The 18,970-nt window shown below is 59.0% G+C and carries 16 protein-coding genes; 9 read left to right on the top strand and 7 right to left on the bottom strand.

Features of this window, described 5'->3' with window-relative positions; translation table 11 throughout:
• Positions 1–8: 8 nt before the first annotated feature.
• The 4 genes from repC to BS627_RS10775 all read left to right on the top strand — a co-directional run bounded on the left by repC (position 9) and on the right by BS627_RS10775 (position 3,546).
• On the top strand, positions 9–1,286 hold the full coding sequence (gene repC / locus BS627_RS10760) for a plasmid replication protein RepC (RefSeq protein WP_077983223.1): 1,278 nt from the start codon (positions 9–11) through the stop codon (positions 1,284–1,286).
• Between the two features lie 438 nt (positions 1,287–1,724).
• Positions 1,725–1,937, top strand: coding sequence for a hypothetical protein (locus BS627_RS10765; protein ID WP_077983260.1), 213 nt, complete (start codon positions 1,725–1,727; stop codon positions 1,935–1,937).
• Between the two features lie 69 nt (positions 1,938–2,006).
• Entirely contained in the window at positions 2,007–2,291 is a 285-nt protein-coding gene (locus BS627_RS10770; protein ID WP_077983224.1) for a hypothetical protein, read from the top strand.
• A 55-nt stretch (positions 2,292–2,346) separates the two neighbouring features.
• On the top strand, positions 2,347–3,546 hold the full coding sequence (locus BS627_RS10775; RefSeq protein WP_077983225.1) for a low temperature requirement protein A: 1,200 nt from the start codon (positions 2,347–2,349) through the stop codon (positions 3,544–3,546).
• A 7-nt stretch (positions 3,547–3,553) separates the two neighbouring features.
• On the opposite strand, the gene BS627_RS10780 is transcribed toward BS627_RS10775, so the two are convergent.
• Complete coding sequence (locus BS627_RS10780; protein ID WP_077983226.1) at positions 3,554–5,023, bottom strand: glycosyl transferase family protein; 1,470 nt, start codon at positions 5,021–5,023, stop codon at positions 3,554–3,556.
• A 147-nt stretch (positions 5,024–5,170) separates the two neighbouring features.
• Here BS627_RS10780 and BS627_RS10785 point away from each other — a divergent pair, with 147 nt between their 5' ends.
• Both BS627_RS10785 and soxR read left to right on the top strand, forming a co-directional pair.
• Positions 5,171–7,279, top strand: coding sequence for a TonB-dependent receptor plug domain-containing protein (locus BS627_RS10785; protein WP_077983228.1), 2,109 nt, complete (start codon positions 5,171–5,173; stop codon positions 7,277–7,279).
• 159 nt (positions 7,280–7,438) lie between these two features.
• Positions 7,439–7,894, top strand: coding sequence for a redox-sensitive transcriptional activator SoxR (gene soxR, locus BS627_RS10790; protein WP_003519761.1), 456 nt, complete (start codon positions 7,439–7,441; stop codon positions 7,892–7,894).
• A gap of 30 nt (positions 7,895–7,924) precedes the next feature.
• Here the strand turns inward: soxR and amyA are convergent, their stop codons facing one another.
• From amyA to BS627_RS10820, 6 genes are all read right to left on the bottom strand, one after another.
• Complete coding sequence (gene amyA / locus BS627_RS10795) at positions 7,925–9,412, bottom strand: alpha-amylase (RefSeq protein ID WP_077983229.1); 1,488 nt, start codon at positions 9,410–9,412, stop codon at positions 7,925–7,927.
• A gap of 111 nt (positions 9,413–9,523) precedes the next feature.
• Positions 9,524–11,260: an acetyl/propionyl/methylcrotonyl-CoA carboxylase subunit alpha gene (locus BS627_RS10800; RefSeq protein WP_077983230.1), complete on the bottom strand. Its 1,737-nt coding sequence runs from the start codon at positions 11,258–11,260 to the stop codon at positions 9,524–9,526.
• A gap of 17 nt (positions 11,261–11,277) precedes the next feature.
• A complete protein-coding gene (locus BS627_RS10805; protein WP_077983261.1) occupies positions 11,278–12,867 on the bottom strand; it encodes a 5-oxoprolinase subunit B/C family protein in 1,590 nt (529 codons plus the stop codon).
• Between the two features lie 7 nt (positions 12,868–12,874).
• Positions 12,875–13,684 carry a putative hydro-lyase gene (locus BS627_RS10810; RefSeq protein ID WP_077983231.1) on the bottom strand — a complete coding sequence of 270 codons (810 nt, stop codon included), beginning with the start codon at positions 13,682–13,684 and terminating at the stop codon, positions 12,875–12,877.
• Positions 13,685–13,695: 11 nt separating this feature from the next.
• Complete coding sequence (locus BS627_RS10815; RefSeq protein ID WP_077983234.1) at positions 13,696–14,463, bottom strand: LamB/YcsF family protein; 768 nt, start codon at positions 14,461–14,463, stop codon at positions 13,696–13,698.
• A 123-nt stretch (positions 14,464–14,586) separates the two neighbouring features.
• Complete coding sequence (locus BS627_RS10820) at positions 14,587–15,828, bottom strand: NRAMP family divalent metal transporter (protein WP_077983236.1); 1,242 nt, start codon at positions 15,826–15,828, stop codon at positions 14,587–14,589.
• 266 nt (positions 15,829–16,094) lie between these two features.
• Between BS627_RS10820 and BS627_RS10825 the strand changes: the two genes are divergently transcribed.
• From BS627_RS10825 to BS627_RS10835, 3 genes are all read left to right on the top strand, one after another.
• Positions 16,095–16,760 carry a GntR family transcriptional regulator gene (locus BS627_RS10825; RefSeq protein ID WP_077983237.1) on the top strand — a complete coding sequence of 222 codons (666 nt, stop codon included), beginning with the start codon at positions 16,095–16,097 and terminating at the stop codon, positions 16,758–16,760.
• Between the two features lie 101 nt (positions 16,761–16,861).
• The gene (locus tag BS627_RS10830; protein ID WP_077983262.1) at positions 16,862–17,449 is read left to right on the top strand and encodes an ANTAR domain-containing response regulator; all 588 of its coding nucleotides are present in this window, start codon (positions 16,862–16,864) and stop codon (positions 17,447–17,449) included.
• Between the two features lie 35 nt (positions 17,450–17,484).
• On the top strand, positions 17,485–18,780 hold the full coding sequence (locus BS627_RS10835; protein WP_077983238.1) for a CmpA/NrtA family ABC transporter substrate-binding protein: 1,296 nt from the start codon (positions 17,485–17,487) through the stop codon (positions 18,778–18,780).
• Positions 18,781–18,970: the final 190 nt, after the last annotated feature.

The following is an 18,970-nucleotide window of genomic DNA, read 5'->3' on the forward strand; positions in this document are numbered from 1 at the left end:
TGAAAGACATGGACAGCACATGTGTAACGACGCCCTTTGGGCGGCGAGCGATGTCGTTTGGCGTCCTCGCAACCCAGTTCGCCGCGCAGAAAAACAAGAAAATCGAAGCAGTCGATAAATGGAAACTCTATCGTTCGGTCTGTGAAGCCAGGCCATTGCTCGGCGTGACTGATCGATCGCTTGCGGTCCTGAACGCGCTTTTGAGCTTTTATCCGAAAAACGAGCTTTCCAGCGAAGCCGGATTGGTCGTCTTCCCGTCGAATACGCAATTATCACTCAGGGCCCATGGCATGGCCGAGCAGACATTGCGCCGGCATCTCTCGGCTCTTGTCGAGGCCGGGCTTATCATTCGCAAGGACAGCCCGAACGGAAAACGATACGCCCGCAAGCACAGGGGAGGGGAAATCAGCGAGGCTTACGGTTTTTCGCTGGCGCCGCTTCTTGCCCGCAAAGCGGAAATCGAGGAACTGGCCGAACGCATCGTCAGCGAGCGGCTCGATCTTCAGCGGCTTCGTGAAAACATCAGCCTTTGCCGCCGCGATATCCAGAAACTCTGCGAAATGATTGCCGCAAGCGGTAAACTCGAAACCTCCGAAGGATTTCAGACCCGCTACAACGCCATTGCCCACTCTCTCGGCCGCAACTCCAAGCCCGCGGAACTTCGGGAAATCGCCGGATTTTTGGCCTCTTTACGCGCGGAAGTGACCAACTATCTGGAAAATATTGAAAAACCGGAAAAAATGGGCGGCAATGACTGCCAAAATGAGCGCCTCATAAAGAATTCAGAATCCGAATCTATATCTGAACGGCAAGATTTGCGCGAACCGGCAACCGTTGCACCTGCCCGCACGGCAAGCAACCAGCCGGCATATGCGGCACCAGTCAGTGCCAAAGCCTTGCCGCAGTCAGCAGAACCTGTTCTTCATAAGCAATTTTTTGTTCCTGATATTGTTTTGGTTTTGAAGGCTTGCCCGGATATCTCGCTCTATGCCCCAGGCGGCGCAGTTACCGGATGGCGCGATCTCGAAGTGGCGACTTCGGTCATCAAAACCATGTTCAACATCAGCCAGTCGGCGTATAAGGATGCGCTTGCCACGTTCGGTCGACAGGGAACGGCAGCCATTCTCGCCTGCCTTTTGCAGAAAGCGGACCAGATAAGCTCGCTTGGCGGATATCTGCGTAATCTCACCCGCAAGGCGCAGGAAGGCGGCTTCGATGTAAAGACCATGCTTCTGGCGCAGTTGCGAGGGCGTAAGGACACCATGGAGGCGAACATGCTTTTGTGAGCTAACACGGGCCTCGGGAAATGGTCATCGCTTGCGAAAAAAGCAGACGGAAGATACATTAACGCCGTTCCCGCAGGTAGAAAGAGATTCGCACGAGGCTGCTGTAACGATCAATGCAGCTGGTGGATTTCTATGGTTAATGCAAGGTAATGAAAACTAAGTTCCATTTAGCTTTCGTTTGCGTTTTTCCGTGATTGGTTTCAATCCCTTGAGTCGAGGGCGTTTTTCGTCGAAATTGCGACGAGAAGAGCGGAAAAGTGCAATCTGTATGCGCGGAGCATATGGCGAACAGGCGAGTGGCACTGCATATAGCAAGGCATGGTCCATCTGACGTAGATGGTCTGTCAACAGACAAAGACACGTCCCCGAGACAGTGAAGTTGAACTTTCTGCGAGGTCCTGCGTTTGCGCTTCATTGCTTGAACGGATGGCTGATCTGATGAATTTTCCGGACGACATGGAACTGGCTGTCGCTCTTTATATGGCGGACAACGCCTTGCCGCGGGAAAGGGCTATCGAAAAGCTCCTACGGGCGGAGTTCGAAAACACCGGCCATCTGCCCGGCGACGAAGCGCGGCCGCCGGAGATCGTCGGTGGGCAACCGAGTGCCGAGTATGTTCAATACAGCTCCTACCTCGATGGGAATAACTGAAGAGCGGCGGAACCAAAGCTGGCGAGGGCTGTTTATGGCGCAGATAATTGACGCCAGGATATATGTCCCATGTTTCCAAGATCATTTGTTTTCTCAGCCGCACTCGCCGCGATGACAGGCCTGCCGGCGATTGCCCAGCCTCTCGAGGTCAGCACGCTTGCGGTTTCCGGCGCCGACCGGATTTCAGTGTCGCCGAACCCTACCGCCCCGCACTACATTACCGACGTGTCCGGGAAGAAAGTCCGTCTGGTTGGGCCACGCTTTTATCCTGACAGTGCGCGGGCGCTGGAATTTCCCGGCCGAAGGTCTAACCCGGCTGTATCGGACAGCGAAGAGGCTTTGTCGCAACAGTGAGGATGCGTGGTGACAGAACCGGTCGCGACGATCGACATCTGGCGGCGGAGGTGGAATGAGAACCAGGGGTGAACTTCAAGGTGGCATATCAGATGCGAAAAGCTGGATAAGGCAAGAGGGTCAGGACGCCGGCACGGCCAGTTTCCCCGAACTGTTCTTCGATCTGGTCTTTGTTTTCGCGCTGATCCAGCTTTCCCACGCGCTGGCCAAGGATTTTGGGCCAACGGCGGCGCTTGAGGCCGGCATCCTGATATTGTCGCTCTGGTGGCTGTGGATACACACCACCTGGATCACAAACTTGCTGAACACGGAAAAGGAGCCAGTCAGGATCCTGCTTTTCGTGCTGATGTTCGGCGGCGTTCTGCTGGCCATTGCGCTGCCGGAGGCATTTGCCGAACAGGGCCTCGTCTTCGCCCTGATCTACAGCGCGATGCAGGTCGGCCGAAGCCTGTTCGCCGTCTATGCGTTCAGGGGCGAAGACCGGCAGTCTTTTCTGGTCTTCGTGCGTGTGACGATCTGGCTTGCGGTTTCCAGCCTGTTCTGGCTGGCCGGAGGGCTCGCCGATCTGACGGACCGCATTCTCCTGTGGGGTATCGCACTTGCAATTGAATATGCCGGCCCCGCCTGCCGTTATGTCGTGCCGGGTGTAGCCTCGAGCGACGAGGACCGGCTGCATCTTTCCGGCGAGCATCTGGCGGAGCGATGTGCGCTCTTCGTCATCATCTGTCTTGGGGAAACGATCCTCACCACCGGGCGCACGGCAACCGAATATATGAATTCCGGCCTGACATTCATCGTCTTCTGCTCCGCTTTCATCAGTACCGTGGCGATGTGGTGGATTTATTTCCATCATGGGCAGGAAGAGGCCTCAAGGAAAGCCGAGAACGCTGAAGAAAAGACGAAGATCGCCCATAATCTTTTTAACTATGGGCATTTGCCAATCGTTGCCGGTATCATCCTGACGGCGGTGGGTGAGGATTTCAGCCTCTCCCACCCGCGAGAAGGCGCGACAATGCGGGAGGCGATCGCCATTCTCGGCGGTCCTGTCCTGTTTCTGGCCGGCAATATCGGCGTCAAGATCGCCGCCGCCTATCAGCGACCGGTCTCGCATTTTGCCGGCGTGGCGGCGCTCTGCCTGCTTTTGCCGGTGCCGGGCATTCCGCTTTTCGCGTTGCAACTGGCGAGCATGGGCGTTCTTCTGCTTGTGGCGCTTTGGGAATACCTGGCGCTGGAAAGGGCGGTCGCCAATGCTTGATCGCTGATCAGGCGTTGACGAGATCGCGCGCCCTGTCGTTCCAGAGTCGAAGGCTGCGGGCATAGGCTTCCTCGAAGGACAGAGCCATATCGTTGACCAGCATCAGCGCGATGGCCGTTGTGGAGATGATGATGGTTTCCGCCCTTTCGTCCTTTGCGGCGCCCGTCCACACCGCCCGCCAATATTCGAAGGTTGTGAACATGGTCGGCATTTCAGCGGGTGGCGTTTCGCGTGCGGGAACGATGAATTCCATATCCTTGCCCTTCGAAAGACCGAAAATCCGAGTGCTGCGAAACGGTGTGAATTGCGCGAAATCCCGCGTGTTGCTGAGAATGGCGAGGTTTTCCATTGAAAGCAGCCGTGCCGTGTCCCGATGAAGTTCCTGGTAGGAGGGGCGAGCGACACCGATGATCGTGCTTCTGGCGCGAAGCGGATTGAGAAGATGCACGACCGTATTGAGCGGCAGGCGCATCTCCAGAATGCCGTGGAGGCCGAGCAGGCTTTGAAACTGCAGGGACAGTCCGCCAATTGGAAGGTAGGCGATGCGTTCTGAAGCTGTGGCTTTCGCCGCCTGCGAAAGCGACCGGCAGAGGGGAATGCCGCAGGCCTGCGCTGCAAGTTCAAGCTTGCCGCCGTTTTCCCCCTGCCCCACATGCCCGTGCAGCAGGACGCTGTATCCCGCCATGGCGACAAGACGGGCGGAGTGGAGAAACCATGGCGCATCACGATGTTTCGGTGACATATAAGCGGGCCAGTCGAGGTCCACCGATGCAGGACCTTGCTGATCCCTTTTTATATGTCTCCACATGGCGTCGATAAAACCGGCCAGCTCCGCCGCGGTTACGCCGCGATACTGCATGGTGGCGAGCAGCGCGCCTATCTGTATCGGATCGGCATCGCCATCGAGAATGATCGAGAGCGCATCCATCGCTTCCACCTGGTTGAGCGGGCGGCTGTTGCCGATGCCCATCGCCGAGGTTGCGATATATTTGGCGAGCCTCTGCTGCGGATCGGCATTGTGGCCAATGCGCGCGAGACGGTCGGCGATGTTTTCCGGTGTCGGCTGACCTTCCAGAAGAACGCTGGGGCGAAGCGAAAGCGGCGGCGCCTTCATCAGTACGGGCCGCTCCCAACCGCTTGCACTGGCGCTGGCCGGGGCGGCGGGTTTTTCCTGCGAATAGTCCATAAGATTCTCGGCCTCCGCTGCCAGCGACCGGATGCGCAGGCGCATGCTTTCGGCAAAGGGGGTGGGGCGAAGGCCCTGACCCGTGCGCAGAAAGAGCTGGTCGCCATATATGTCGCGCAGCTGCTGCAATATCCGGCTCATGGAAGATGTCGGCAGTTCCATGCCCGCCGCGGCACGGCTGACGCTGCCTTCTCTTAACAAAGCATCAAAAGCGACAAGTAGTTTCAGCTGCCCAAGCCTGTCGGGTTTTGTTGTGGAGACCCGTTCATCTTTTCTCTTGCCGGTTGTCATCTTGCGATTTTTTACTCCCCCCACTCGTTCGTGGAGCCCTTTTTGCAATTTCTAGAATTTAGAATTGTTCGAAAACAAACGCATTGCGCCTGAACTCCCTCCTAAATAAGTGGGGTTAAATTCTCAAGTTAAATGCGGGGGCATAACATGGAATTGAAGTACCGCGGCCGCGAGAAGTCCGCGACGATAATAAAGGCCGGTCTTTCGGCGGCAATGGCTGGAACGGCGCTTTGCATCGCTCTGCCATCTTTTGCGCAGCAGGCGCCTGAAGGAAGCACGGTTCTCGAGCAGATCGTCGTCACCGCATCCGGTTTCGAGCAGAATGTGAAAGATGCGCCGGCCAGCATCACGGTTGTGACGCGTGAAGATCTTGAAAAGGGATCCTATCGCGATCTGACCGATGCCCTGCGCGAAGTTCAGGGCGTGTCCGTCACCGGCATTGCCAATGAAAAGGATATTTTCATTCGCGGATTGCCCGGCGCCTACACGCTGGTTCTGGTTGACGGCAAGCGGCAGAGCACGCGCGACGCCCGCACCAACGGCAATTCCGGCTTCGAACAGAGTTTCGTACCGCCGGTTTCGGCGATCGAACGTATCGAAGTGGTGCGCGGGCCGATGTCCTCGCTCTATGGTTCGGACGCTATGGGCGGTGTCATCAACATCATCACCCGCAAGGTGGGCGATGTCTGGTCAGGTTCCGTCACCACCGAAGGCACGGTTCAGCAGCATTCCAAATTCGGCAATAGCGGCCAGGTCTCCTGGTATGCCAACGGACCGATCCTGAAGGACCGGCTCGGTCTACAGCTTTGGGGCAGGGGCTTCACGCGTGGCGAAGACCGTATTCTGAGCGGCACCACGGGCGCCAAGGAATATGATTTCAACGGACGCCTGACATTCACGCCGAATGAAGATCACGACATCTATCTCGAAGGCGGCAAGACGCGGCTGCGCCGCAGCGCCGAGCCCGGCGATACGCTGGCGGCGACGGACGCCAACGGCACCTACAATACCAATACGCGTGACCATTGGTCATTGTCGCATACCGGCCGCTGGGGGCCGACCACATCCGAATTCTCGTTCCAGCAGGAATGGGCGGAGCGTACCAACTTCACCAGAAATATCCGCACCGGCCGGGTGACCGAAAACCCGCGCTCGCCGGAAGTGCGCAACACCGTTCTCGATGGCAAGTTCACGACGCCGTTCGAATTGTTCGGCAACCACACGCTGGTGACAGGCGGACAATATTTCGAGGCGCGGCTGACGGACCAGAACCCGGGACGCCGCACCGGCCGCGACGAAACATTTTCGGCGACGCAATGGGCGCTCTTCCTCGAGGATGAATGGCGCATTGTCGATAATTTCGCGCTGACGGGCGGTCTTCGTCTCGATAATCACGAAAAATACGGCAATCATTTCAGCCCGCGTCTTTATGGCGTCTGGAGCGCGACCGAAGAGCTGACTATCAAGGGCGGCGTTTCCACCGGTTTCCGGGCGCCGGAAATCCGCCAGATCGCGCCGGGTTATGCCTATACGACGGGTGGTGGCGGTTGCAGCTATGGCCCCAGCGGCACCTGCGGCGTCATCATTGGCGACCCTAACCTCGAAGCGGAAAAGAGCACGAGCTATGAAGTGGCCGCGCTTTGGGACAATGGCGACGTCGCTCTCGGCGCCACCTATTTCTACACCGATTTCAAGGACAAGATTTCCAATGCGCTGGTGCTCAATCCGGATGGAACGCCGGCCCGCTGGAGCGAAGACCGCAACTATCGTCTCTGGTACAATTACAACATCGACGATGCGGTCATTCAGGGTGTGGAACTGACGGCGACCTGGTATGCAACGCCGGACCTGACGCTGCGCGGCAACTATACCTATACGCATTCCGAACAGAAAACCGGCGATTATGAAGGCTTCCCGCTGGCGCGCACGCCGGAACATATGGCTAATCTGCGCGGCGACTGGGTAACCCCAATCGATGGTCTGGAAGCCTGGGCCTCGCTGAATTACCACGGATCGGAAATCAATGCCGGCCCGCGCATCGGCACCAACGGCACGCCGGTAACGATCAACGGCAAGGCCGGGCGTAAATATGACGCCTACACCACGCTGGATATCGGGGCGAAATATGCGGTCGCCGAAAATGTCGATCTCAAGGCCGCCATTTATAATCTCTTCGACAAGGATGTCGGCACCGACGATTTCAACACCGTCATGGAAGGCCGCCGTTTCTGGATCAGCATGACAGCTAAGTTCTGATCCGTCGCCACATTCACGAAAATTGCAGGCGCCTTTGGGCGCCTCTTTTTTTGGGCTATCGCCTATTGACCTCAACTATGGTTGAGGAATTATACCGGCTGCTCTTCACTATGTTTCCGCGTTTTCCGAGCGGAAATCGTTACGGAAGCAGGAGCCAGAATGGAAAATACCGTATTCAAGCACAGCCTGACGGTTGGGGAGGTTGCCCGCCGCAGCGGCATCGCCGTGTCCACCATCCATTTTTATGAGGCGAAAGGATTGATCGAGGGCTGGCGAACCGCCGGTAACCAGCGCCGTTATCATCGCGCTGTTCTGAGACGCATCGCGATCATCCGCATCGCGCAGCGCGCCGGGATACAGCTCAGCATTATCAGGGACGCGATGGCTGATCTGCCGCAGGATCGGGTGGCGACGACGGCCGATTGGCGCAGGTTCTCCCAATCGTGGCGGGAAATGCTGCAGCTTCGCATCAATAGCCTGATCATGCTGCGCGATCAGCTTACCGGCTGTATCGGTTGCGGGTGTCTTTCGCTGGATGATTGTCCGTTGCGCAATCCGAACGATGTTCTGGCCGATGACGGCGCAGGTCCGCGCCGCCTCGTTTCTGCGGAATGAACGGGATTTCCGGACCGGAACGGCTGAGCCTCACTCGGAATCGGCTGCAACCCAGACACTGACGCTGCCGCCATTGGTGGGAAAGACGCCCTTGCCGCTCTCATCGAGGGTAATCCGTTCTTCACGGTGCCCGAGAAAGTCGCGCCAGACCGCCCTGGCGTGATCGGGGCCGAGATCGATCTGCTTTTCCGCCGGCTCACCATTCGACATTATCACCACGCAGCCTGGCGCATCGGCGGTGCCGTGGCGGATAAAGGCGACGCAGCTGGCATCATCGAAAATATCCGTCTGGGCTCCGTTGGCGAAACGGCTGCGGGCCTCTATGAGCTTCGGCAGGCATTCAATGGCGGGCATATCGATCTTATACTCGTTGCCGTCATTGCCGGTGTCGGTGTAGCTCGTGCCGAACAGATCGGGATAAAAGACGCAGGGCACCCCATCTCCGCGCAGCAGGATGATAGCATAGGCAAGAGGTTTGAACCAGGGTTCCACTGGCGCTTCCAGCGATTGCAACGGCTGTGTGTCGTGATTGTCGACCAGCGTAACGGCATGGTCGGGAACGGCGGAGACAAGCGAGCCATCGAAGATGCCGCGCATATCGAAATCGCCGCCCTGTTTCGAGGCGTCGTGGAAGCTGTGGTGAAGGGCCACATCGAAAAGCATCAGCTGCTTGTCGACGAGTTCGAGATAGCTTTTCAGCGCCTCGAGATCGGGGTGCCAATATTCCGCCACGACGAAAAGATCGGGATCGACCGTTTCGCGCATATGGCCGACCCAGTCGCGAAAGAACCAGGCCGGGATATGTTTTGCGGCATCCAGTCGGAATCCATCCACCTGCACCTGCTCGGAAAGCCAGCGGCCCCAATATTTGAGTTCTTCGTAGACCGCCCGGTTTCTGAACTCGACATCGGCACCCATCAGATAGTCGAAATTGCCGTTTTCCTGATCGACTTCCTCATTCCATTCACCATCGCCATATTCATTGACGAGGCGGAATATGCCGTCTTCGGTCGGCTCCTCAATGTGGTCTACGCCGCTGAAACATTTGAGGTCCCAGATGAATTTGGAATGTTTGCCGTTGCGGCCGGGAAAGGTGAAGCGCGTATAGGCGAGCGCCGGGAAATCCTCATCGTCGATATCGGTACGATCATCTGGATTGACGCGGCGAACCCGCACTTTTTCCTTCTCGTCGGCACCCATCTTGTGATTGAGAACCACGTCATGGATGACGCGGATGCCATTGTCTTTCAGCGTCTTGCCCGCATGTTCGAGCGCGGCGCGATCACCATATTTGGTCGCGACGGTGCCCTTCTGGTCAAATTCGCCGAGATCAAAAAGGTCGTAAGTGTCGTATCCCACCGAATAACCACCGGCGGCGCCCTTGTAGGCCGGCGGCAGCCAGACGTCGGTGATACCCATTTTGGCAAGGCTTTCGGCCTTTTCCGTCACCTCGCTCCATAACTTCCCTCCGTCCGGATAATACCAATGGAAGAATTGAAGCAAGGTGCGTCCGGCCATATTTCCCTCACGATGGTTAGCAGGTTGCGCCATAAACGGCCCGGCGGCGAAAGGGTTCCGCCGCCGGTGCCGCGCGATCTGCGATTGTGAGGCCGATGGTCCGCCCGTATATTAGCCGGCTATATCGAGAAGGGCAGCGCCCGCCGGCAGATAGTCGCCTTCCTTAACGATCAGACGGACTTTGCCGGCCATGGGGGCGACAATCTGCGTCTCCATCTTCATGGCTTCCATGACGGCGAGAAGATCGCCTTGCGAAACCGTGTCACCGTCTTTTACCTTGAAGGACTGCAAAGTGCCGGAAACCGGGGCGGTGATTTCGCCTTCCCTTTCCTTGGCGGCGGCGGTGCCGCCGGGAACAGCTGCGCTGTTGCCGCTAACCGCACCGAGGCTGGAAAGCAGCAGGCTGGGCAGACCGACCGATACACGTTTGCCGTCGATTTCCAGGAAAGTGCGGGTGACGGAGGGATCGTCGGCCGGTGCCGGGCGCTCCATGGCATCCGGCATGGCGGCGAAATCAGTCTCGATCCAGCGGGTGTGAACCTTGAAACCGTCAGTGCCGATGAAGTCTTCGGTCTCGATTGCGGCGCGATGGAAGGGCAGCACCGTGGCGATGCCCTCGATGCGGAATTCCCTAAGCGCGCGACGGGCGCGGCGCAGGACCTGATCGCGGTCGGCACCCGTGACGATCAGCTTTGCCATCAGCGAGTCGAACACACCAGGCACGCTGGAGCCGCTGACGACGCCGCTATCCATGCGAATGCCGGGACCGGATGGCGCGTCGAAAACCGAAATAGAACCGGGTGTCGGCAGGAAACCCCGGCCGGGATCTTCGGCATTGATGCGGAATTCCATCGAGTGTCCACGCGGTTCCGGCGTTTCGAGTACCCGAAGCTTATGGCCCTCGGCAATACGGAACTGCTCGATGACGAGATCGATGCCGGTGGTTTCTTCGGTAACGGGATGTTCCACTTGAAGGCGCGTATTTACCTCAAGGAAGGAAATCGTGCCATCGACGCCGAGCAGGAATTCGACGGTGCCGGCACCGGAATAACCGGCGGCGGCGCAGATAGCCTTGGCGGCCGTATGGATTTTCTGCCGCTGTTCGTCGGACAGGAAGGGGGCGGGAGCCTCCTCGATCAGCTTCTGGTTCCGGCGCTGCAACGAGCAGTCGCGGGTGCCGAGCACCAGCACATTGCCGTGCTTGTCAGCGATAACCTGCGCTTCGATATGACGCGGCCGGTCGAGAAATCGTTCTAGAAAGCACTCACCGCGGCCGAAGGCGGCGGTCGCCTCGCGCACGGCGGATTCGTAGAGATCGGCAATCTCTTCCATCTTCCACGCGACCTTCAGGCCGCGTCCACCGCCGCCATGGGCCGCCTTGATCGCGACGGGCAAGCCGTGCTTTTCGGCAAAAGCCGTGACTTCGACAGCGGATGCGACCGGGCCGTCGCTGCCGGCGACCAGCGGCGCGCCGACGCCGGTGGCGATGCGCCGCGCCTCGACCTTGTCGCCCAGCGCCTCGATGACGTGCGGATCGGGGCCGATCCAGATGAGACCGGCATCGAGAACGGCACGCGCAAATTCGGCGCGCTCGGACAGGAAACCGTAACCGGGATGCACGGCATCCGCACCGGCGCGTTTGGCAATCGCGATCAGCTTGGCCATATCGAGATAGGTTTCGGCAGGACGTATTCCCTCCAGCGCATAGGCTTCATCCGCCAGCCGGACGAAAAGCGCGTCCTGATCGGGATCGGCATAAACGGCGACCGATTGCAGGCCGTAATCGCGACAGGCGCGGATGATGCGCACCGCGATCTCGCCGCGATTGGCAATCAGCACTTTTTTCATCGCTTTTCTCCTCGGAATTATGCGTTTGTAGCCGCGATTTCGGCAAAGGGGCCGATCGGGCGGAATTTGATTTTGGCGTTGACGGGGATTTGCCCGGCAAGATCGAGATGATATTCGGCGACCGCGCCGATGACAGGATAACCGCCGGTCAGCGGGTGGTCGGCAAGGAAGAGAACCGGCTGACCGCTATGGGGAATCTGGATCGCCCCGGTCGCGGTGCCTTCGCTCGGCAATTCGGCGCTGTCCTTGCGCTCCACCGGCACGTCGCCGGCAAGGCGAATGCCGACGCGGTTCGATTGTGGCGTGACCTGCCAGAGCTGGCCGGTCAGCGTGTCGATACCCTTCTGCGTGAACCAGTCGGTGCGGGGGCCGAGAACAATGTCCAGCGTGACGACCTCACCCGTTGCCGGCGGTTCGAAGGCCGGAACCTCGTCGATCGATACGCTGGAAAGGCCGGTCTTCTCGCCCTTAAGCGAAAGGATGGCGCCTGCCCCCACCGGCTCCGGACCGACGACAGCCAATGTATCGGTCGCAAAACTGCCGAGCACCGGCTCGACATCGAAGCCGCCGCGCACCGCAAGATAACAGCGCATGCCCTTCGGCGGCTGCCCGAAGGTCACCACATCACCGGGTTCGAGTGACACCGGGCTATGGGCCTTGGCCGCGAAGCTGCGATCTGCCGTGGTAATCGTGACGGGGCAGGGCGCACCGGCAATACCAATGACGGTACGGCTCGTGCTTTTAAAGGAAAAGCCGCCGAGCGTCAGTTCGAGACACGACGTATTGGCGGGGTTACCGACGATGCGGTTTGCAGCGTTGAATGCACCACGATCCAGCGCGCCGGAGGCCGAGACGCCCTGCCCGGTCTGGCCGAAACGGCCTAGATCTTGGAAGATGGCGGGCATGGGCGCGGCAAGCACTTCGAAATGCGGGCCGTCCTTTTTCGGTTCTTTTTTCTGAGGTACCGGTGCCGGAACATCGACCGTTCTGCCGGCCTTGTCCATGTCGAAGAAACGCACCCGGTACCCCGGCTGGAACAATGCGCCGGGATCACGGTCTATATCCCACATCTTCACCGGCGTCGTGCCGATGATCTGCCAGCCGCCGGGGCTGTTTTGCGGATAGACGCCGCTGAAGGCGCCGGCCAGCGCCACGGAGCCTGCCGGAATACGGGTGCGCGGGCTTTGCCGGCGCGGCACATGCAGGGCCGGGTCGCCACCGACCAGATAACCGAAGCCGGGGGCGAAGCCGCAGAAGGCCACGGTGAATTCGCTTTCGGTATGGCGGCGGATGACTTCTTCGATGCTCATGCCGGTCAATTCGGCAACATCGGCGAGGTCCTCACCATTATAGTGGACGGGAATTTCCACGAGATTGTCCGAAGGCGCGATTTTTGCGGAGAGATCGCGGCTTGCCAGCCGCGCGGCTAACGCTTCGACGCCGATCGTTTCAGGGCGGAAACGGATCATCAATGAGCGGGCAGCCGGCACCGTTTCTTCGATACCTTCGACCGGATCGTTCTGAAGCGAGGCGAAAAGCGCCAGCGTTTCATCGAGATCGGCAAGTTCGACAAGAATAGTGGTGAGGCTGACGGGGAGAAAACGCATCATATCCTCACGCGTGATAGGCAGTGTCGGGAATGTCGGTGATGAACATGTGTCCCGGCGCATGGGTAATCGCAAAGGGCACGCCTGATGCCATCACGGCGGCCTGGGGTGTGACGCCGCAGGCCCAGAACACCGGGACTTCGCCCGGCTCGATCCGCACCGCATCACCGAAATCAGGCTTTGAAAGATCGGTAATGCCGATCTCTTCGGGTGCGCCGACATGCACGGGCGACCCGTGTACGGCGGGAAAACGTCCCGAAATTGTTGCGGCATCGGCCACGCGCGACGCCGGGATCGGCCGCATGGAAACGACCATATTGCCCTTCAGCCGACCGGCCGGACGGCAGGGGCGGTTGGTGAGATACATCGGCACATTGCTCTTGTCGGTCATGTGGCGGATTTCGATGCCCGCTTCCACCATCGGCGTTTCGAAGGTGAAGCTGCAGCCGATGAGGAAGGCGACGAGATCGTCACGCTCCGCCCAGGCGGCGGTGGCGTCGGCCGTTTCCTCGACAAGCTTGCCGTCCCGCCAGATGCGGTAGAGCGGCAGGTCGGTTCTCAGATCGGCGCCGGGCGCCAGAAGCGTGGTGGGCGAACCGGGATCGGAGACATCCAGCACCGGGCAGGGTTTGGGATTGCGCTGCGCATAAAGCAAAAAATCGAAGGCCCAGTCGCGCGGCAGCACGATCATGTTCGCCTGCGTGAAGCCGGGTGCAATGCCGGAAGTTGGGGCGACGAGGCCGTCACGATAGGTCGCACGGGCCTTTCGTGCGGCGTCGGCGTCCGTGTGGTTGAGATAGGATGTCGGTATCGTCATCGGCTATCCTTTCAGAGACTGGATGCAAAAGAGCGGATGTCGATGCCATCAGCCTCGAAACGGCGGCGGATTTCCTGGGCGATCGCGACCGCACCGGGACTGTCGCCATGCACGCAGATGGATTGCGCCTCGATTTTTATGACGCTGCCATCGATTGCCTCCAACGTGCCTTCGCGGGCAAGCTGCACCATGCGGTCGGCGATTTTTGCCGCGTCGTGCAGCACGGCCCCGGCTTCGCGGCGGGAGACGAGCTGGCCTTGAGGCGTATAGGCGCGGTCGGCAAAGGCTTCGGCAACGACGGCAAGACCGGATCTGCGGGCGAGATCGAGGATGGGCGCGTTGGCAAGGCCCATCAGCACCAGTGAAGGATCGATGGCCTTGATGCCGTCGATGACGGCCTGTCCCTGTTTTGCGTCATTGGCGATGCGGTTATAGAGCGCGCCATGCGGCTTGACGTAACGCACCGTGGTGCCGGCAGCGGCGGCAACACCCTTCAGCGCGCCGATCTGGTAGATGACATCGGCAATCAGTTCTTCCGAGGTGGCGTCCAGATCGCGGCGGCCGAAGCCGACGCGGTCCGGATAGGAGACATGAGCGCCGACGACCACGCCTTTTTCCGCAGCGGCCTTGACGGTGCGGTAGATGCCGGCAGGGTCGCCGGCATGAAATCCGCAGGCAATGTTGGCGCTGGAAACGATGGCGAGCATCGCCTCATCATCTCCCATGCGCCACGCGCCGTAACTTTCGCCAAGATCGCTGTTGAGATCGATAGCGGCCATGTTTGCCTCCCTTTAGAGCATTTCCAGCAAAAGTGTGTCGCGGTTTTGCGTCCGGAAAATGCGTAAAAACAGATATGTAGAGCGTTTCCGCTTTTCTCCGAAATGCGGAAACGCTCCAGTTTATTACAGGCCGAGCAGGCCGAAGATGGTGCCAGCAGACTTGTAGCCCATGTACCACGTCAAGGCACAGGTCAGAACGCCAAGCCCGAGCAGGATGCGCGAGTAGCGATGGCCGCCCATCAGGTCTTCGCGTTTCCACGCGGCAAACAGGAAGATGCTAAGGCCGATGGGCAGGATGAGGCCGTTCAGGCCGCCGACGAAGACCAGCATGGCGGCAGGCGGCGTGGTGATCAGCAGGTAGCAGACGAGCGAAACGGCGATGAAAATAATCGTCGCTATGTTACGGGCACGTTCGCTCATGTCCTGCTTGAAGACGGGCAGGAACGATACGGAGGTGTAGGCTGCGCCGATGACGCTGGTGATGGCCGCTGCCCAGAAGATGATGCCGAAGAGCCGGAAGCCGAGATCGCCCGCAGCCGACCGGAAAGCCTGTGCGGCAGGGTTGGCGGCCTGGCCGGACGTATCGATGATGACGCCGCTGGCGACGACGCCGAGAATGGCGAGGAACAGCACATAGCGCATGATGCCGGTGACGGCGATGCCGGTCAGCGCGGCGCGGTTGACGACAGGCAGGTTTTCAATGCCGACCATTCCCCGGTCCAGCAACCGGTGTGCGCCGGAATAGGTGATGTAGCCGCCCACGGTGCCGCCGACGATGGTGGTGATGGTCGCGAAATTGATCGTATCGGGCAAGAAGGTCTGGCGGAAGGCGTCACCCACCGGCGGTGCCGAAACGAACGCCACATAGAGCGTCAGCACGATCATCATGAGGCCGGCGAAGATAATGAACCGGTCGACTGCCAGCCCTGCACGCTTGGAAACGAAGATGGCGATGGAGAATATCGCGCTGATGGCGCCGCCGATTTTCGGGTCCAGCCCAAAAATGGCATTGAGACCAAGGCCGGTGCCGCCGATATTACCGATGTTGAAGAACAGGCCACCGATGATGACGAGGATGGCCAGGAAATAACCGGCGCCGGGAATGGCGGCATTGGCGATATCGGATGCGCGCATACGCGTCAGCGTCACAATGCGCCAGATGTTGAGCTGGACGACGAAGTCGATGAGGATGGAGGCAAGAATGCCGAAAGCGAAGGCCGCGCCCAGCTGCGTGGTGAATGTCGCCGTCTGCGTGATGAAGCCCGGACCGATGGCGGATGTCGCCATCAGGAAGATCGCTCCCAGAAGAGATGCGCGTTTTGACATTTTTAGGTCGGCAGTCGGGGTGAGCTTTTTCTGCTCCATGGATTTTCTCCGCTCCTATCGCTATCCGCCCCTCGCGGATGCTTTATGGCAAGAGTTTGTCGTGTTCCGTGAAATTGTCAATATTGTTCAACAATAAATAATAATCGTTCTCTCATTTTGTCTATTTGTTTGACGTTATGCGCATGAATTCACCACGTTTTTTTCGTGCTTTGCTAATGCTTTGTGCTATGGGCAGAACATAGCCGTGTCTGAACATGCCTGTCACGGAATTCCCGATGCTGCATTGCTCTTCAGAAAGGAGCGCTATGACGGAAACGATAGAGGGTCTGCCGCTTGCGGATCGATTGGCAAAGGGTATTCGCACCCTGCTGATATCTGGTGAGCTGGCGCCGGGGCAGCGCCTTTCCGAGGCAGCCTTCAGCGAACGTTTCGACGTCTCCCGCAATTCGTTGCGTGAAGCCTTCCGGCTTTTGACCAAGGACGGGCTATTGCGCCATGAAGCCAATCGCGGTGTCTTCGTTGCCGTGCCCACCATGTCTTCGGTGATCGATATCTACCGGGTGCGGCGCATGGTGGAATGTGGCGCGTTGCGTCAGGCCTGGCACAAGCACCCCGCGATCAAGACGATGCGGGCAGCGGTCGAGGACGCCAAGGTCAAGCGTGAAGATGCCGACTGGCTGGGTGTGGGAAGCGCCAACATGAAATTCCACGCTGCGGTCGTCGATCTTCTCGACAGTGCCCGTCTCAGCGATTTTTACGAGCGTATCGCCGCTGAGCTCAGGCTTTGCTTCGGTTTGCTGAAAGATCCCGAACAGCTTCATTCCCCCTTTGTGGACATGAACAGCAAGATCCTGTCGCTGATGGAAGAAGGCAAGGCGCAACAAGCCGGTGAGGAGATGGAAATCTATCTCAATCTGTCCGAGCGTACGGTTCTGAAGGCGCTTGAACGCGCCGTCGAACACGCTTCCTGACATGACGGGCGGCAGGGGAGGAAACGACCCTTGCCGCTCCCGCCATTTTTTGCATCCGCAGCCGATTGCCAAGTTTGCTGCGCTGCGTCATCAATGACGACATGACGCTTCGCGACCTGACCATTCTCGTTATCGACGAAAACGCGATCCGCGCCTCCATCATCGAGGAGGGGCTACGCGAGGCGGGCTATTATCGCGTCACGGTCATCCATGAGGTGAATGGGGTGGCGCGCACCATCGAGACGCTGCAGCCCGACGTCATTTTCATCGATCTGGAAAATCCCAATCGTGACATGATGGAGCATCTGTTCCAGCTCACCCGCACGGTTGGCCGGCCGATCGCCATGTTTGTCGATCGTTCCGACACGGCGTCCATCGAGGCGGCCGTCGAGGCGGGCGTTTCCGCCTATGTGGTGGACGGGCTGAAGAAGGAGCGGGTCAAGCCCATTCTCGATATGGCAGTCAGCCGCTTTAATGCTTTCAGCCGTCTGCAACGGGAACTTGCCGACGCCAAGTCGGCGCTTGAGGAACGCAAGGTCATCGAGCGCGCCAAGGGCATCCTGATGAAGATGCGTGGTCTTTCCGAAGAGGAGGCGTTTGCGCTTTTGCGCCAGACGGCAATGAACGAGAAAAAGAAGATTTCCGAGATCGCGCAAAGCGTGGTCACCGCGGCCGGTCTGTTGATGTGACGAACCGCCGGTCGGACAGTCAAGGAGTGCATGATATGGCGGCACCGGAAAAAACGGCCGGATCAGACAGTGGAATAACGCAAGCCCAGGGCGCACCCGCAGTCGTCGGCAGCGACCGGCAGAAAATCCTGCGTGCCGGCTTTATTCCGCTTGTCGACGCATCCGTCCTGATTGCTGCGGCCGAATTCGGTTTCGCCGAACGCGAAGGCCTTTCGCTCGATCTCGTCAAGGATGTTTCCTGGGCGAATGTGCGCGACCGGCTGGCGTTTCGGCAATTCGATATCGCCCACATGCTGTCGCCGATGCCGGTCGCCTCCATGCTCGGGCTCGGCTCCAACCCGTCGCCGACGATCACGCCCTTTTCACTCGGACGGGGCGGCAATGCGATCACGCTCTCGACCCGGCTTTTTGAGCGGATGAAGGCTTTGACCGGGCTTTCCGAAACGGCGGGAGCGCTGGAAAACGCCGAGGCGTTGAAGCGGGTGCTCGATGATATGCGCGCCCGCGGCGAGCCGCCGCCGACGCTCGGCATGACCTATCCGTTTTCATCGCATAATTACGAATTTCGCTATTGGCTGGCCGCTGGCGGTATTCATCCCGATCATGATGTGAAGCTTGTGGTGGTTCCGCCGCCATTGACCTCGGATGCGCTCGCTGCCGGAGCCATTGACGGTTTCTGCGTCGGTGCGCCATGGAACATCGTCGCCGCCGAGCGTGGTGTCGGCCGGATCGTTGCCGCCAAGCAGGATCTGTGGCCTTCCGCACCGGAAAAGGTCATTGGCATGCGACCCGAATGGGCGGAAAACCAGCAGGAAACGGTCGGGCGGTTGCTGTCGGCGCTCGATGCCGCCGCGCGCTGGTGTGATGTTGCGGGAAATCACGATGATCTGAGCCGGGTGCTTGCTGATCCCCGCTATATCGGCGCACCGGAAGGCATCATCCGCCGTGTGCTTGCCGGTGAGTTCAGCATCGACAGCCAGGGCAACCGCCGGGTGATCGACAATTATTTCATCTTCCACGGCCGTCACGCCAATTATCCGCGCCAGAGCCAGGCATTGTGGATTTACAGCCAGATGATCCGCTGGGGGCAGGCCGTGTTTTCACAGGCAGGTGTGGAGGCCGCCCTGTCTGCCTATCGGCCGGATATTTATAGGGCGGCGCTGGGCGATGCCAATGCGCCTGATGATGCCGATATCCGCATCGAAGGGCAGGAGGCTGGCGACCGTTTTGTGGACGGCTTCGTCTTTGATCCCGCTGACATTACAGGGTATGTGAATGGTTTTGCCGTGCGCAGTTCTGCCCCTGTTTCCACCTCCCAAGGCGAAGCCTGAGAGCAGTTCAGCCGGGCTAGCTGCGCAAATTTCAAGCGCGGAATTTCTCCAGTTGCGCAAACGATAGACAAAATTGCGGCTGGTTAAAATTTAATCGTTTGACGAGACTTCCGAAATTCTGTTTTATTTACAATAATATAGCTTCCATATAGAAAACTGGCACGCCTCTTGCGTCTCTTTGTTTGCACCG

It is taken from the genome of Agrobacterium salinitolerans, assembly GCF_002008225.1.
In the GTDB taxonomy this organism is placed as follows: domain Bacteria; phylum Pseudomonadota; class Alphaproteobacteria; order Rhizobiales; family Rhizobiaceae; genus Agrobacterium; species Agrobacterium salinitolerans.